We start from the raw sequence: 14050 nt of genomic DNA, 5'->3' as shown, positions 1-14050 counted from the left end.
GCCGGCTCGGCGGCGTGCCCCGGGCCGGCCTCACTCCCAGCGGTAACCCTCGCCTCGCACCGTGACGATGCGGGACGCGCCGACCTTGCCGCGCAGATAGCGCACGTAGACGTCGACGACGTTGGAGCCGGGGTCGAAGTCGAGTCCCCACACCCGGCTGAGCAGGGTCTCGCGGCTGAGGACGTCTCCCGCGTGACGGAGGAACTGCTCGGCGAGGGCGAACTCGCGTGCCGAGAGATCGATGTCGCGGCCGTCGACGGTGGCACGGCGGGTCAGCATGTCGAGGCTGACGCCGTCGCGGGTGAGGACGGTCGCCGGTCCCGCGCTCTCGCGCAGCCGCGACCGCACGCGCGCGAGCAGCTCGGCGACGACGAACGGCTTCGGGACGTAGTCGCTCGCTCCGGCATCCAGGGCTTCGACGGTGTCGTTCGTGCCGCTGCGGGCGGTCAGCATGATGACGGGCACGGCTGAGCCGGAGGCGCGGATGCGTCGCAGGACGTCGAACCCGTCGATGCCGGGGAGCCCGACGTCGAGGATCACGAGGTCGATGTCGTCGCCGGCCAGCACCTCGAGTGCGGTCTCGCCGTCTTCGGCGGCAACGGGCTCGAGTCCGTCACCGCGCAGCGCGCGCTCGAGGAGGGCGATGATGTGAGGCTCGTCGTCGACGAGAAGCACGCGGGTCATCCGATCTCCTTGCGCTGCAGGACGACCTCGTCGGCCCGCACCGGAGCGGGGAGGCGCCGGACCGAGCGTAGCGGGATCGTGATGGTGAACGTGGCGCCGCCGCCCGCCGTCTCGGTGACGGCGCATGATCCGCCGTGGCCCTTCACGATCGCGTCGACGATGGCGAGACCGAGACCCGAGCCGCCCGCCGATCGGCGGCGACCCCCGCGATCGAACCGGCGGAAGATGCGGTGCCGGGCTGCCGGCGGGATGCCGGGGCCGTGGTCGCGCACCCAGAGGTGGAAGGCGCCGGCGTAGACTCCGCTTCCCAACTCGATCGCCGTACCCGCGGGCGTGTGCTTCGCGGCGTTGTCGGCGAGCTGGAGCCAGGCCTGCAGGAGCCGGTCCGCGTCGCCGTGCACGATGCCTCGCTGGGTCTCCTCGACGGCCCATTCGTGGCCGGGGATGACGGTGACGAGGTCGGCGACGCGCTGCGTGAGGCTTTCGAGGTCGACCTCGTCCATCGTGAAGCGCTCGCCCTCCACGGAGGCGAGAAGGTCGATGTCGCCGATGAGCCGCGTCATGCGATCGAGCTCGCCGATCGCGATGTCGCGCACCGCGGCGACGTCCGCCGGATCTGCGGCGTCGACGAGCTCGAGGTGTCCGCGCACGATGGCGATCGGGGTCTTCAGCTCGTGACGGACGTCGTCGAGAAGCCGCCGCTGCGCTTCGACGGCCACGTCGAACGCATCCTGGGCGGCCGCTTCGCGCGGCGGGGTGGCGAGCAGGGGCCAGCTGACCAGTCCCACCGTGACCAGGGTGCCGGCAGCCGCCACGGCGAAGACCGCGACAGCAGGCCAGGGCAGCTCGGCTCGCAGCAGGATGAAGACCAGCAGCGCCGCGATGGCGGCGACGACGAAGCCGGCGCACACGACCGCCAGGACGATCCCCAGGATCCGTGTGCGCCGGGCCTCCGACCGCGACGGGCTCACACTCCGATTATCAACCAGGGTGGGTCATCGAGAGCAGGTCGAGCTTCTCGTCGAGCTGCGCCTCGGTGAGCTCGCCCCGCTCGATGTAACCGAGGTCGATCACGGCTTCGCGCACGGTGATGCCCTTCGCGACCGCGTGCTTGGCGATCTTCGCAGCCGCCTCGTACCCGATCAGCTTGTTCAGCGGCGTCACGATCGAGGGCGACATGCCGGCGAAGGCGGCGGCACGCTCGACGTTCGCCTGCAGGCCTGCGACGGTCTTGTCGGCGAGTACGCGCACGGCGTTCGACAGGAGGCGGATCGACTCCAGCAGCGCCGTGCCCATCACCGGGATCGCGACGTTCAGCTCGAACGAGCCCGACGCGCCCGCCCAGGCGACGGTGGCGTCGTTGCCGATGACCCGCGCCGAGACCATCAGCACGGCCTCGGGCACGACGGGATTGACCTTTCCGGGCATGATCGACGAGCCCGGCTGCAGGTCGGGGATGTGCAGCTCTCCGAGTCCCGTGTTCGGGCCCGAGCCCATCCAGCGGATGTCGTTGTTGATCTTCGTCAGCGACACGGCGATGGTGCGCAGCGCTCCGGATGCCTCGACGAGGCCGTCGCGGTTGGCCTGAGCCTCGAAGTGGTCCTTCGCCTCGGTGATCGGCAGTTCGGTCTCGGCCGCGAGCAACTCGATGACCTTCTGCGGGAAGCCGAGCGGCGTGTTGATGCCCGTCCCGACAGCGGTGCCGCCGAGGGGGACCTCGCCGACGCGGGGCAGCACCGCCTGGACGCGCTCGATGCCCAGCCGCATCTGGCGCGCGTAGCCGCCGAACTCCTGGCCGAGGGTCACGGGGGTGGCGTCCATGAGGTGGGTGCGACCCGACTTCACGACGTCCTTCCACTCCTCGGCCTTCGACTCGAACGCCACGGCGAGGTGGTCGAGCGAGGGGATGAGGTCGTCGATCAGCGCCTGGGTCACGGCGATGTGCACCGAGGTCGGGAACACGTCGTTCGAGGACTGCGACGCGTTGACGTGGTCGTTGGGGTGCACCGTGCTGCCGAGGGCGCGCGTCGCGAGGGTTGCGAGCACCTCGTTCATGTTCATGTTCGACGAGGTGCCCGAGCCGGTCTGGTAGGTGTCGACAGGGAAGTGAGCGTCGTGGCGACCGGTGACGACCTCGTCGGCGGCGTTCGCGATGGCGTCGGCGATCGCCGGGTCGAGGGTGCCGAGGTCCTTGTTGGCGAGGGCGGCTGCCTTCTTGATGCGCGCGAGCGCGGCGATCTGGCTCGACTCGAGTCCCGAACCCGAGATCGGGAAGTTCTCGACCGCCCGCTGGGTCTGGGCGGCGTAGAGGGCGTCCTTCGGGACGCGCACCTCTCCCATGGTGTCGTGTTCGATGCGGTACTCGATGTCGGTCACGTCGTCGTTCCTCTCTCGGTGGGGTGGCGTCAGGATGCGGCGTCGTCGTGGACGTCGCCGAGGATGATGGAGGGCACGGCAGCGCCCTCGCCGAGGCGGTAGTTCGCGCCGATGATGGCGAGGCGTCCTTCGGCCACGGCGGTGCTGATCAGCTCGGACGCGTGCAGCAGCTGCCCGACCGTGTCACGCAGGTGCTCGCGGCCCACGGCCTCGGCATCCACGGTCTCGGGGGTCACGCCCTCCTCGGCTCCGGCACGGAGCACGCGGCGGACGGCGGGCACGATGGGGGAGATCTGCCGCCAGATCAGGGGCGGCAGCGAGGGCGCGTCGATTCCCGTGCTGTCGATCGCGGCGCGGACGGCGCCGCACGCGTCGTGGCCCAGCACGACGATGAGCGGCACGTTCAGCACGGCGACGGCGTACTCGAGGCTGCCGACGACCGAATCGGAGATCACCTGTCCGGCGTTGCGGATGACGAAGAGGTCGCCGAGTCCCTCGTCGAAGATGATCTCTGCGGCCAGGCGCGAGTCGGAGCATCCGAAGAGCGCGGCGCGGGGCGTCTGCAGCCCTGCGATCTCGTGACGGCGCTCGACGTCCTGACGGGGGTGGCGGGGCGTGCCCTCGACGAAGCGGGTGTTGCCCGCGCGCATCTCGTCCCAGGCCTCCTGGGGGGTGGGGGATGCCGGAGTGGCCGTGGTCGACGTCATGATCTCTCCTCCTGCAGTTCGGCGATCTGGCTCGCGAGGCCGCGCGCGGCGGTGCGCACGGTCTCGGAATCGATGTCCCCGCCGCCGTAGACGAGGAGCGTGTCGGTGCCGGCGGTGGTCGTGAGTGCGTAGGAGATGTTCCCGGCTCGCGCGGGGTCGGGGATCTCGAAGACCTGCCAGTCGACGCCCTCGATCGTCTCGGTCGACGTCGTGCGAGAGCCGCTGATCTGGCGGGAGGCCCAGCCCGCGTCGGCGTCGAACGCCTGCTGGACGTTGACGTAGCCCCTCGCCGGGGCGTAGACGATCTCCCAGGTGCGGACGTCGTCTCCCGCGAGCTCGGCCTTGTTCACGCGCCACGACTCCGGGACCTCCGGCGCGACGAGCAGTCGTTCGATGCCCGACCCGACGTCGGCCGCAACGGCGGCGACGTCGATTCCCGGGCGTTCGGGCACCGAGCCGCGCGGTACCGCGAAGACGATCACGGCGACGACGGCGACCGTCACGATGAGCGCGGCGACCAGGTTCCGGACGTTCTGGCTCGAGCGATAGACATGCGATGACGCGGCCTTGCGTGCTGCGGTCTCATCCGGAGTCTCGGGACGCCCGAGCTCCGCGACGACGCGGGGACCCTTCGCCATCACTCGTCGTCCGGGCGGGTCGCGCGGGCTTCGTCGAGCCGGCGCTTCGCGCCGAGCAGCCACTCCTCGCACCGGGCGGCCAGCTGTTCACCACGGGTCCACAGCGCGAGCGACTGCTCGAGGGTCGGCGCCCCCTGCTCGAGCTCGGCGACCACGCGAACGAGCTCGTCGCGGGCCTGCTCGAAGCTGAGGGTCTCGACGTCGGCGGAGAGCCCATCGGCCGGCGGAGTCATGTCTTCCATCCTAGGACGGGTCCGCCGGTGCGACCGTCCCGCCGACCCCGTCCGGCGCCTCGGCGTCGGATTCGGCGAGCTCGCCCTCCGAGCGGGCCGCGAAGGCGCCGCGGGCGACCGTCACCGTCACGTGCGAGCCCTCGGGCGCCTGCGACGCGTCGCGGATGATGACGCCCTCGTCGAGGTGGGCGATCGCGTAACCGCGGTCGAGCGTGGCGCCGGGGGACAGGGCGCGGAGCGTCGCACGCAGCCGCGCGACGTCGTGCCCGGCTGCATCCATGCGCCGGCCGACGACGTCGCGCCCGCGCGCTGTGAGCACGTGCAGCTCGTGCGCGCGCGTCGTCATGAGCGACTCGGGGTTGCGCAGCACCGGCCGCGAGCGGAGCTGTTCGAGCTGAGCGAGGTCGTGCGCGACGCGCTGTGTCAAACGGGTACGGGCTCGGCTGCGGAGCTGTTCGACGACCGCGCGCTGCTCGACGACGTCCGGGACGACCCGCTTCGCGGCATCCGTCGGGGTGGAGGCGCGAAGATCGGCCACGTCGTCGAGGAGGGGATGGTCGTTCTCGTGTCCGATCGCCGAGACGACGGGCGTCGTCGCGGCGACGACGGCGCGGAGCAGGCGCTCGTCGCTGAACCCGAGGAGGGTCTGCGGGTCGCCGCCGCCGCGGGCGATGATGATCACGTCCACCTCGGGGTCGGCGTCGAGGACGCGCAGCGCGGCGATCGTCTCGGGAACGCAGCGATCGCCCTGCACGGCCGCGTGCACCGTGCGGAACGCGACGTGAGGCCAGCGCAGTTCGGCGTTGCGGTGGACGTCGCGCTCGGCGTCGCTGCGCTCGCCCGTGATGAGGCCGATCGTGTGCGGGAGGAAGGGCAGGGGCTTCTTACGGGACGGGTCGAAGAGGCCCTCCCCGCGCAGCTGCGCGCGGAGGCGCTCGAGCTGGACGAGCTGGTCGCCGAGACCGGTGGGCCGCATCGCCGACACGGTGAAGGAGAAGTCGCCCGACTTCACGAAGTAGTCGCTCTTCACGCACGCCACGACGCGGTCGCCGACGCGCGGGCTCGAGCCGAGCCGCTGCAGCGTGCTCGACCAGAGTCGGAACGACAGCGCCGCGTCGGCCTCGGCATCCTTCAGCCGGCCGAACACATGGCCGCCGCGGACGTTCCACGAGGTGATCTCGCCTTCGACCCAGACGGCGTTCCATCGCTGCACGAAGTCGCGGATCGTCTCGTTCAGGCGCGAGATCGACGTCGGGGTCTGCGGCGAGGAGTCGCGGGGGTGGACGGCGTCGGGAGGAGGCGTCTGATCGGGCGCGGACTCGAACGACGGCATGGGGCTCCTCACGGCCGGTTCCGAGCGGGTGACAGGATGCGCCTCGTAGAATCGAGGAGTGAGCACTCCCGCCGTCCGGCTGCCCGTTCCCCGCGTGCCGGGGCGTCACGGCCGTCTCCAGGATATCCCTGTGGGCGCCGCCAAGCGGGTGCTGCTGGCGGCCCCCCGCGGATACTGCGCCGGGGTGGACCGCGCCGTCGTCGCGGTGGAGAAGGCGCTCGAGCGGTTCGGAGCGCCCGTCTACGTGCGCAAGCAGATCGTGCACAACATCCACGTCGTGCGCGAGCTCGAGGAACGCGGAGCGGTCTTCGTCGACGAGGTCGACGCGATTCCCGAGGGCGCTCACGTCGTCTTCAGCGCACACGGCGTGTCGCCTGCCGTGGTCTCTGCGGCCTCCGACCGCGGCCTGCAGGCGATCGACGCGACCTGCCCGCTCGTGACGAAGGTGCACCGTGAGGCGGTGCGGTTCGCCCGGGACGACCGCGAGATCCTGCTGATCGGGCACGAGGGCCACGAAGAGGTCGAAGGGACGGCGGGGGAGGCTCCCGAGCACATCACCGTGGTGACGTCACCGGAGCACGCCGACACCGTCGAGGTGCGCGACCCCTCGCGAGTCGTCTGGCTCTCGCAGACGACATTGTCGGTCGACGAGACCATGGAGACCGTCCGCCGGCTGCGTGTGCGCTTCCCCGAACTGCAGGACCCGCCGTCGGATGACATCTGCTACGCCACCCAGAACCGGCAGGTCGCGATCAAGAAGATCGCCGCCGAGACCGACCTCGTGATCGTCGTGGGGTCGGCGAACTCCTCCAACAGCGTGAGGCTCGTCGAGGTCGCGCTCGAGTACGGCGCTCGCGCCGCCTATCGGGTCGACTACGCCGACGAGATCCGTCAGGAGTGGCTCGCCGGCGTGCGCACCGTCGGGGTCACGAGCGGTGCTTCGGTGCCCGAGGTGCTCGTGCAGCAGGTGCTCGCGAGCCTCGCCGACGCGGGTTACGGCGACATCGACGAGGTGCGCACCGCCGAGGAGGACCTCCTGTTCTCGCTGCCCAAGGAGCTCCGGACCGACGCCACCGGCAAGCAGGACGCGCGTGCGCGCGGCGGTCGGGGCCGGGCATGAGCGAGCAGGAACGGCCGCGTCCCCAGTACGGCGAGTACGCGACCCCCGAGGAGCAGCGGGCCCGTATCGCTGCGCTCGGCGGCGCGGCGCCGCATCCGGATGTCGCCGAGACGGCGCATGTGCCGGCCGTAGGCCCGGACGCCCGCCCCGGCGGAGCGTCCCGAGCGCCGCTGCCCCCGTCCCGGCCGACCACGACCGCGGCCCGCCCGACCCGACTCGCCGATCGGGTCATCACGGTGGCGCTGCTGGCCTACGGGTTCGTCACGGTCCTCGGCGCCATCCCGCAGCTGGTCGACTTCGCCGGGTTCGCGCAGACCTGGATGGACATGGCCGGCATCGACGCCAGCCTCACCGATCCCGCGGGCGGACGCGCGTGGGGCATCGCCGCCGCGGTCGTCTACGGTGCGGGATGGCTCGTGACCGCCGCGCTCTCGTGGTGGTCGTTGTCGGCGCGGCGACTGTCGTGGTGGATCCCGCTCGTCGGCGCCATCGTCACATTCATCATCGTGAGCATGCTGCTGGCGGCTCCGCTGCTGTCGGACCCGGGCGTGCTCGACGGCCTGTCCTCCGTGCGCTGAGCCACTCCCGAGAACGAGAGACGGCGCCCCGCGGACGAATCCGCGGGGCGCCGTTTCGTGTCGGGCGTTGGTCAGTTCTGCGACTGTGTCGTTAGTCAGCTTTGCGACTGTGCCGTTCGTCAGCTCTGCGACTGTGCCGTCCGTCAGCTCTGCGACTGGCCGAAGGAGCCGAGCTGCCGGGTCGCCTCGACGACGCGGGCGGCCATGGCCGACTCGGCCTTCTTGCCCCAGGCGCGCGGGTCGTAGGCCTTCTTGTTGCCCACCTCGCCGTCGACCTTGAGGACGCCGTCGTAGTTCTGGAACATGAAGCCGGCGACCGAGCGCGTGAACGCGTACTGGGTGTCGGTGTCGATGTTCATCTTGACGACGCCGTTGGCGACCGCGAGCGCGATCTCTTCGTCGGTCGAGCCGCTGCCGCCGTGGAAGACGAGGTCGAGGGGCTTGTCGCCGGTGCCGAACTTCGAGGCGATGCCCGCCTGGATCTCGCCGAGCAGTTCCGGCTTGAGCTTGACGTTGCCCGGCTTGTAGACGCCGTGGACGTTGCCGAAGGTGAGCGCGGCGATCCAGCGGCCCTGGTCGCCGAGACCGAGGGCTTCGACGACCTGCGACACGTCACCGGTGGTGGTGTACAGGGCATCGTTCGAGCCCTCGTGCTGCACGCCGTCCTCTTCGCCGCCGACGACGCCGATCTCGACCTCGAGGATCGCGCGGATCGCCTTGATGCGGGGGAGCAGCTCCTTCGCGATCTCGATGTTCTCGGCGAGCGGCACGGCCGACCCGTCCCACATGTGCGACTGGAAGATCGGCTGGCCGCCGTCGGCGACCGCTTCCTCCGACGCCGAGATGAGCGGCAGCAGGAAGTCCTCGAGCGCGGGCTTCGGGCAGTGATCGGTGTGCAGGGCGACGGTGACGGGGTAGTTCTTGGCGACCTCGTGTGCGAACTTCGCGAAAGCGAGCGCTCCGGTCGCGCGGCCCTTGACGGTGTGACCAGCGAAATAGTCGGCGCCACCGGTGGTGACCTGGATGATGCCGTCGGAGCCGGCCTCGGTCAGGCCCTGGAGGACGGCGTTGATGGACTGCGAGCTGGCCGCGTTGATGGCGGGGTAGGCGAAACCACCGGCCTTCGCGCGATCCAGCATCTCTGCGTACTGTTCGGGGGTGGCGATGGGCATGAGAGCTCCTCAGATCGGCGGTGTTACCGAGCCCACTTTAGCGAAGGCCGCCCGCGCGGTCCGCGGTGCCGCCGGATAAACCACGTCGCTCATCGCGCGGCACGCGAGGCCGCCGGGGGTGAAATGCCGATCCGATAAGAATCGCGATTTCTTCGTCTCAGCGCGCACCGAAAACGGCGGTCTTCGCCACGTGTCGCACCTATGCTGTGGCGCATGGTGAGTTTGACCGCCGACATGAGTCCGCTGCATCCCGACCGAAATCTTGCGCTCGAGCTCGTGCGCGCGACCGAGGCGGCTGCGATCCGTTCGGTGCCGTTCATCGGCCGCGGGCAGAAGGAGCTCGCCGACGGCGCGGCTGTCGACGCCATGCGCGCATTCCTCACGACGGTGAACTTCGACGGCGTCATCGTGATCGGCGAGGGCGAGAAGGATGCCGCGCCGATGCTGTTCAACGGCGAGAAGGTCGGCACCGGCCGGGGCCCGCAGGCCGACATCGCCGTCGATCCCATCGACGGCACGACCCTGACGGCCGAGGGCCGGAACAACGCGCTCTCGGTCATCGCGGTGGCCGACCGCGGCGCGATGCTGGATGCGTCGTCGGTGTTCTACATGGACAAGCTCGTCACGGGCCCCGCGGGCGTCGGCGTCGTCGACATCCGCCTGCCGATCGCCGAGAACATCCGGCTGCTCGCCAAGGCGCTCGGCAAGCCGATCGACGAGCTGGTGGTGTCGGTGCTGAACCGTCCGCGGCACGCGAAGCTGATCCAGGAGATCCGTGACGCCGGCGCCGGTACGCGCCTGATGAGCGACGGCGATGTGGCAGGCGGCATCAACGCCGCGCGGCACAACGCACGGACCGACATGTGCGTCGGCGTGGGCGGCAGCCCGGAGGGCATCGTCACGGCGTGCGCCATCAAGGCGCTGGGCGGACATATCCAGGGACGGCTGTGGGCCCGTGACGACGATGAGAAGCAGCGCGGGATCGACGCGGGACTGAGCCTCGACGGACACGTCTACGAGGCCGATGACCTGGTGCGCGGCAAGAACACCATCTTCGTCGCGACAGGCGTCACCAACGGAGAGCTCGTGGGCGGTGTGCGTCGCGAGGGTGACTTCGTCTACACCGAGAGCGTGGTGCTCCGCGGCGCATCCGGAACCCTTCGGCGCATCTCGTCCGAGCACCTCACCTCGAAGTGGCTCTGACCGCGGACACATCGAGCGGCGCCGTCGCTGTGCGTCGCCGGTTGTAACTATCACGACACGACCGCGTGTCAACCACTGATGCTCCCAGGAACGCTCTGTCAGAATGGGCGACGGTATCAACGGCGATGACCACCCTCACGTCAGCACCCGGGAGAACCATGTCGATGACTGCGAACAACCCGCCGACCGGTCAGGTCGCGGTGACGATCGACCCCGCGCGACGCCCGGACGTGCTGCTGCGCCGCCGCCACCCCGAGGGACATCAGATGAGCGCTTGGTGGATGATCGGCGCGTTCCTCGCCGTCTCGGTTACGGTCGTCGCGCTCGTCAACATGTTCCCCGGCTGATCCGGTCCGGATCACTTTGTCCTTGCGGGCTCCCGTATCGGCTGCCCGTGCCACAGCTCTGTGTCGAGGCCACGTCTCCCTCGTCGAGCTCACGTTCCGGTGGACGAACCCAGCCGTTCGCGCAGCTCGCCGACGTCTGCGCTGAGCAGCTCGGGCGCCGTCGTCATCCGCGTCGCCGTCTCGATCGGTGCGGGCGCGCTCGTCGCATCGAGCCGGGTCTCGTCGATGCCGGGGAACTTGCGAGCCGTCACGAGCACACGGCTCTCGAGCGTCCCGACGAACTTGTTGTACGACTCGACGGTGCGTTCGATCGCGCGACGCAGGTCGCTCGCGTGGGATGCGAGCCCGCCGAGACGCTGATAGAGCTCGTTACCGAGGTCGAACAGGCGCCGGGCCTCGTCTGAGACGTCCTGCTGCGTCCAGGTGTAGGCGACCGTCTTCAGTACTGCCCACAGGTTGACGGGGGATGCGAGGGCGACGCGTCGGCTGAACGCGTAGTCGAGCAGGGCGGGATCCTCGTCGAGCGCGGCCGCGAGGAGCGACTCGCTCGGAATGAAGCAGACGACGAACTCGGGACTCGAGCTCAGTCCCTGCCAGTACGCCTTCTTGGCGAGCGCGTCGATGTGGGAGCGGACGGCTTTCACGTGGGCTGCGAGCAGGGCCTTGCGGCGTCGCGCCTCTTCCCCCTGAGCCGTGACGGGAATCGCGCTGGCCTCGAGATAGGCGTCGAGCGGAACCTTCGCGTCGACCGCGAGCGCCTTGTCGCCCGGGAGGCGCACGACGAGGTCGGGGCGGCCGGCGCCGCTGTCGGAGGAGATGGCGGACTGGAGCTCGAAGTCCACGTAGCGCGTGAGCCCGGCCGACTCGACGATGCGGCGGAGTTGCGTCTCGCCCCACACCCCCCGCGCGGCGCTCGAGCGCAGGGCGCCGGCGAGCGACTCGGTCGTCGACCGCAGTGCCTCGTCGGTTTCACGCCCGAGTCGCAGCTGCTCGGCGACCGAGCCGAACTGCTCGCTGCGCTCTCGTTCGAGGAACTCGACCTTCGCCTGCATGGCCTGAAGCGACTCCTGCACCGGGGCGAGCGCGCGGAGCACGGCCTGCTCGCGGCGCTCGCGTTCGTCGCGCGCCGCCTGATCGAGACGCGCCTGAGCTCCCTGCTCGCGCTGGATCTCGCGCTGGCGCTCGAGCTGCTCGGCGTACGTGTCGCGTTCGGCCCGCGCCACCGCCGCGCGCGCCTCGAGCTGCGCGCGCTCGGCGCCGGCCTGCCGAGCGGCACGGGCGGAGCCGGCGAACCAGCCGCCCGCGGCGCCGATCGCGGCGACGACGATGAGGATGAAGACGAAAGCGGCGTCCATGTGTCCAGGATGCCGGGTGCCTCCGACATCGTCCGGACGTGAGCCGCGTGCGGCGCGGCGCTCTCCGTGGCGGGAGCGTCGCGTGCGGAAGGATGTGGGTATGAACGGCTACGAGCGGCCCGAGATCCACGCACCGGTGTTCCGCGATGCCGACGGGGTGGACATCGAGTACGGCAACCGCTGGCCGGGATCGCCTCCCGAAGACACCTACTCGGTGGACACGCATCCGGAGCGCTTCGCGCCGTTGCACACTGTCGCCGACGCCCTCATCGCGCATCTGCGCGAGACCTTCGAGGTCGAGGTCGAGGACGGTGTCCACGTCGCCGCTGATCTGAACAGGCCGAGCTCCTTCGCCGTGCTCCGTGCGGTGCGCCTTCGCCCGGCCGATCCGCGGTGCGCGTCCGTGACTTTCGTGTTCGATGCTTATCCGGGTCTCTCGGTGCACTCGGGACTGCTGCACGACGCTCACTACCCGAATTGCGGGTGCGATGCGTGCGATGAGGAATGGCAGGCTGTCGCAGACGAACTGGAGGAGCAGGTGTTCGCGGTCGTGGCCGGGAGCTTCCGCGAGGCCGTCGTACCCGGCGTGGAGCTTCCGGTGCAGCACGCATTCACATTCCCCGAGGGCCGCCGGTCCAGCCAATCGCGCGCGGAGGGCTTCCCGGTGGAGCGGCTCAGGAATGCCCCCGAGGTGCTGCGCGACGTACCGGACGGGTGGGCGCCGTGGCCACGCGCGCAGGGGTCGCCGGGTGGCGGCGCGTAGTTCCGCACCCACGGGCACCGGCGCCCTACGGTGCCACGCGCCGGGCGCGCCGAGCCGGCGACCAGCGCCGTCTCAACGCCGAACTCGTCAGAACGGCGGAGGCAGTGGGCCGGGCGGGCCAGTAGTGAAGGCGACGAGGGGTGGGGGTGCGTCTTCGCGGTAGATGCGTCCGGTGGGTGACGTCCACACGAGCCTGCCGCCCGCGAGTTGCCTCACCCGCCAGCGTGTGTGGTGTTTGACGTCGTGGTGGCGCTTGCAGAGGTTGGCGAGGTTGCACACGTGCGTTGCCCCGCCGTCGGAGGCGGCGGTGGTGTGGTCGAGCTCGCACCGGATCGCGGGCTGGCGGCATCCGGGGAATCGGCAGTGCCGGTCTCGGGCCCGCAGCAGGCGGATCATCGCGGCGGTGGGCCGGTAGGAGTCGCATTCGAGCACGGTGCCCGTGACGGGGTGGGTGAGGAGCCGGTCCCACGATGTGCTGTTGCCTGCGAGTTCGCGGGCGGTGGCGGCGTCGATGGGGGAGCGCCCGGCGAGGTCGGCAGGACCCTCGTCCTGGCCCATCAGCGTCAACGCGGACATCGCTACCTGCACGTGCGCGCGGATCGCGCCCAGCGTTCCGGCACCGTCGCCGGTCGCGGTGGGATCCAACGCGGGCGTACCCGCAAGCAGGAGGTCGGAGAACACGTCGGCGCGGACCTGGTCGATCGTGCGGGAGTCATCCACGAACGAAGACCCGTCGCCGCCGTCGGCAGAGAAGATCGAGCCGCCCGTCCCGTTGCCGCTGTCGGACGCACGAGCCGAGCCGTCCACATCGGCGTGTGCCCGCGCGTTGATGATCTCGCGTGCCTGCCGGCTCAGCCGGTCGACGATCCCGTCGGCGATGACCGTCGGCAGCGTCGCGATCAGGTCTGACATCCCGTCCGGCCCCGCCTGTAACCGCACGCACCGTCCGTCGGCGGCTTCTTCGTGTCGCTCGGTGAACGTTCGCGGGTGCATCCGCTCCGCGAGCATCCGCAGGGCATCCCGCACCCGGTTGGGCGTCTCGCCCTCGCACTTCTCGATCGCGAGCCGCTCGAACTCTTCCCGATCCTCCGCCGGGATGATGCATCCCATCTCCTGGATCACCCGCACGTGCCCGCGCACGATCTGCCCGGCCTCCCACGCCGCCATCGTCACCGGGTAGTTCTCGACCAGATCCCGCGCCTCATCGATGCGCCGCTGCAGCGTTCGATCGGTTGCGACGAACACGCCCGCGAGCTCGGCTGCGATGCCGCGCAGCGCCATCTCCCGCGCCTTCACCTTTTCGGACGCCCCAACGGACTGCGACTCGGCGAGCCGGCCGGCAGCAGCGAGGAGGTGAACCTCCTGCACCTGCGCCGCGCGGGCGGCATCCGCTATCCCCGCGGCGTCCGCGACGAGCCGGGCGAGGGCGGCGACGTCGCCGTCACTACCCGTCCCGCCGCCGAGCCCGCCATTCGAATGCATGTTCGAATGCTGCCACGGCCCTCCGACATCGCGCCGGAATCATCCACAGGACCGAGAAG

Annotated in this window: 15 protein-coding genes; 5 read left to right on the top strand and 10 right to left on the bottom strand. The window is 70.4% G+C overall.

Translation table 11 applies throughout. The features are described from left to right. Positions 1-30: 30 nt before the first annotated feature. The 7 genes from ACPYN5_RS09930 to xseA are packed head-to-tail and all read right to left on the bottom strand — an operon-like array spanning position 31 to position 5971. On the bottom strand, positions 31-684 hold the full coding sequence (locus tag ACPYN5_RS09930; protein WP_424448820.1) for a response regulator transcription factor: 654 nt from the start codon (positions 682-684) through the stop codon (positions 31-33). Further along, positions 681-1655 carry a sensor histidine kinase gene (locus ACPYN5_RS09925; RefSeq protein WP_424448819.1) on the bottom strand — a complete coding sequence of 325 codons (975 nt, stop codon included), beginning with the start codon at positions 1653-1655 and terminating at the stop codon, positions 681-683. Before ACPYN5_RS09925 ends, ACPYN5_RS09930 begins: the two co-directional genes overlap by 4 nt. Positions 1656-1665: 10 nt before the next feature. Further along, on the bottom strand, positions 1666-3060 hold the full coding sequence (locus ACPYN5_RS09920) for a class II fumarate hydratase (RefSeq protein ID WP_424448818.1): 1395 nt from the start codon (positions 3058-3060) through the stop codon (positions 1666-1668). Positions 3061-3089: 29 nt separating this feature from the next. Beyond that, the gene (locus tag ACPYN5_RS09915) at positions 3090-3767 is read right to left on the bottom strand and encodes a carbonic anhydrase (RefSeq protein ID WP_424448817.1); all 678 of its coding nucleotides are present in this window, start codon (positions 3765-3767) and stop codon (positions 3090-3092) included. Continuing rightward, on the bottom strand, positions 3764-4405 hold the full coding sequence (locus tag ACPYN5_RS09910) for a DUF4245 family protein (RefSeq protein ID WP_424448816.1): 642 nt from the start codon (positions 4403-4405) through the stop codon (positions 3764-3766). The genes ACPYN5_RS09915 and ACPYN5_RS09910 overlap by 4 nt, the downstream gene beginning before the upstream one ends. Next, positions 4405-4638 (bottom strand): exodeoxyribonuclease VII small subunit, encoded by a 234-nt coding sequence (locus tag ACPYN5_RS09905; RefSeq protein ID WP_424448815.1) that lies wholly within the window; start codon positions 4636-4638, stop codon positions 4405-4407. Before ACPYN5_RS09905 ends, ACPYN5_RS09910 begins: the two co-directional genes overlap by 1 nt. Positions 4639-4648: 10 nt before the next feature. After that, on the bottom strand, positions 4649-5971 hold the full coding sequence (xseA, locus tag ACPYN5_RS09900) for an exodeoxyribonuclease VII large subunit (RefSeq protein ID WP_424448814.1): 1323 nt from the start codon (positions 5969-5971) through the stop codon (positions 4649-4651). Positions 5972-6029: 58 nt separating this feature from the next. Between xseA and ACPYN5_RS09895 the strand changes: the two genes are divergently transcribed. Together ACPYN5_RS09895 and ACPYN5_RS09890 are read left to right on the top strand one after the other, a co-directional pair. Beyond that, positions 6030-7091, top strand: a complete 1062-nt coding sequence (locus ACPYN5_RS09895) for a 4-hydroxy-3-methylbut-2-enyl diphosphate reductase (protein ID WP_424448813.1) — start codon at positions 6030-6032, stop codon at positions 7089-7091. Then, positions 7088-7669 (top strand): DUF6264 family protein, encoded by a 582-nt coding sequence (locus tag ACPYN5_RS09890; RefSeq protein ID WP_424448812.1) that lies wholly within the window; start codon positions 7088-7090, stop codon positions 7667-7669. The genes ACPYN5_RS09895 and ACPYN5_RS09890 overlap by 4 nt, the downstream gene beginning before the upstream one ends. 143 nt (positions 7670-7812) lie before the next feature. Here ACPYN5_RS09890 and fbaA read toward each other — a convergent pair whose 3' ends face one another. Then, entirely contained in the window at positions 7813-8841 is a 1029-nt protein-coding gene (gene fbaA / locus ACPYN5_RS09885) for a class II fructose-bisphosphate aldolase (protein ID WP_424448811.1), read from the bottom strand. A gap of 213 nt (positions 8842-9054) precedes the next feature. Between fbaA and glpX the strand changes: the two genes are divergently transcribed. Both glpX and ACPYN5_RS09875 read left to right on the top strand, forming a co-directional pair. Beyond that, a complete protein-coding gene (gene glpX / locus ACPYN5_RS09880) occupies positions 9055-10044 on the top strand; it encodes a class II fructose-bisphosphatase (RefSeq protein WP_424448810.1) in 990 nt (329 codons plus the stop codon). A 164-nt stretch (positions 10045-10208) separates the two neighbouring features. Beyond that, positions 10209-10391, top strand: a complete 183-nt coding sequence (locus tag ACPYN5_RS09875; RefSeq protein ID WP_424448809.1) for a UDP-N-acetylmuramyl pentapeptide phosphotransferase — start codon at positions 10209-10211, stop codon at positions 10389-10391. Positions 10392-10480: 89 nt separating this feature from the next. Here ACPYN5_RS09875 and ACPYN5_RS09870 read toward each other — a convergent pair whose 3' ends face one another. Continuing rightward, complete coding sequence (locus tag ACPYN5_RS09870) at positions 10481-11746, bottom strand: DNA recombination protein RmuC (RefSeq protein WP_424448808.1); 1266 nt, start codon at positions 11744-11746, stop codon at positions 10481-10483. A gap of 100 nt (positions 11747-11846) precedes the next feature. Between ACPYN5_RS09870 and ACPYN5_RS09865 the strand changes: the two genes are divergently transcribed. Next, complete coding sequence (locus ACPYN5_RS09865) at positions 11847-12509, top strand: DUF6226 family protein (protein ID WP_424448807.1); 663 nt, start codon at positions 11847-11849, stop codon at positions 12507-12509. 87 nt (positions 12510-12596) lie between these two features. Here the strand turns inward: ACPYN5_RS09865 and ACPYN5_RS09860 are convergent, their stop codons facing one another. After that, positions 12597-13991 carry an HNH endonuclease signature motif containing protein gene (locus ACPYN5_RS09860; protein ID WP_424448806.1) on the bottom strand — a complete coding sequence of 465 codons (1395 nt, stop codon included), beginning with the start codon at positions 13989-13991 and terminating at the stop codon, positions 12597-12599. Positions 13992-14050: the final 59 nt, after the last annotated feature.

The organism is Microbacterium arborescens (assembly GCF_049707515.1).
GTDB lineage: Bacteria > Actinomycetota > Actinomycetes > Actinomycetales > Microbacteriaceae > Microbacterium > Microbacterium arborescens_B.
Note: the sequence above shows the minus strand (reverse complement) of the source record. Positions and strands in the feature narration are given on the sequence as shown.